The following is a 1,134-nucleotide window of genomic DNA, read 5'->3' as shown; positions in this document are numbered from 1 at the left end:
CGCCGGCCGGCAGGCTCGCGGTCGACGGCATCCGCGGCCCGCGCACGAACATGGCGCTCGAGCAGTGGGTCGGCGGCTCGGTCAACGGGTCACTGAACAGTGCGGATGTGCGTCTTCTCCAGGCTCGCGTCGGCGCGCCGCGTGATGGCGTGCTCGGTCCCGTCACCACCATGGCCCTGCAGCGTCGCGTCGGCGCCGTCGCCGACGGGGTCTGGGGTGCGGAGACGACACGCCGCCTGCAGGCGTACCTCAACCGCGTGCTCTGACCCCCTCCATCCCCTCTCGACGCCACGCATAGGCCTCTGGGCCCTTGCGGTATCTGTCGGTAACTTGCATCCTGCGCTCCCGGTCCACCAGACTCCCCGGTGACACGAAGGCGCGTCCGTGGGCTCGCACGGCCTTCGGACGCGCAGGAACCCACCCCCATGGACACCTGATGCCTCCTCGCGAAGTCACCCATGCCCACCACGTCATCGATACCGCGGTCAGCCTGGCGCCGACGCGCCGCGCGTTGCCACAACCGTGGCGCACCGATCACCCGAGCGCCGTCCATGCCCGCCCGGGTCGCTGGGCCCAGGTGCTGGGGGTGATCGCCGTCGTCGCCACCCTCGCGGCCTGGGTGGTCGTCATCGCGGACACCGTCGGGCGCATCTCCGCGGCCCGCGCCACGCACTCGGCGGGCTGGCTCGACGTGGGCCTGTTGGTCGCCGTCACCGCGGTCACGCTGCTTCTCGGATTCTCGTCACTCACCTACCTCGTCGCCCGTCACGGGGCGCTGGGGCGGCTGCGGCGACACCGGCGCGCCACCCGGCGGGAGCTCGACGTCCACTTCGCCGATCACGAGCCGACGATGACCGTGCTCGTGCCCTCGTACGCCGAGGAGCCGCGTGTCGTCCGGGCCACGCTGTGGTCGGCCGCCCTCCAGGAGTTCCCCTCCCTCGACATCGTGCTGCTGCTCGACGACCGGCCGTTCCCGACCGACCCGGCCGTCCTCGCCAAGCTGGAGGAGACGCGGGGCATCCCGCTGGCGATCGAGGCGGCCCTCCAGCGACCGCGCGAGATCTGCGCGCAGGCCCTCGGCGACGCGCTGCGCCGCCGGGCCGCGGCCACCGACCCGCAGGCCGAGGTGGTCAG

At 73.0% G+C, this 1,134-nt stretch carries 1 protein-coding gene and 1 pseudogene; both read left to right on the top strand.

All coding sequences use genetic code 11. The features are described from left to right. Positions 1 to 266, top strand: a 266-nt coding sequence (locus KD1_RS16720; RefSeq protein WP_217995774.1) for a peptidoglycan-binding domain-containing protein, incomplete at its 5' end; no start/stop codon positions are given. A 170-nt stretch (positions 267 to 436) separates the two neighbouring features. Next, a pseudogene (locus KD1_RS01835) lies at positions 437 to 1,134 on the top strand (hypothetical protein); the annotation flags it as partial.

It is taken from the genome of Kribbia dieselivorans NBRC 106261 (assembly GCF_001552435.1).
In the GTDB taxonomy this organism is placed as follows: domain Bacteria; phylum Actinomycetota; class Actinomycetes; order Actinomycetales; family Dermatophilaceae; genus Kribbia; species Kribbia dieselivorans.
The sequence above is the reverse complement of the archived record's forward strand: the minus strand, read 5'-3'. Positions and strand labels throughout refer to the sequence as shown.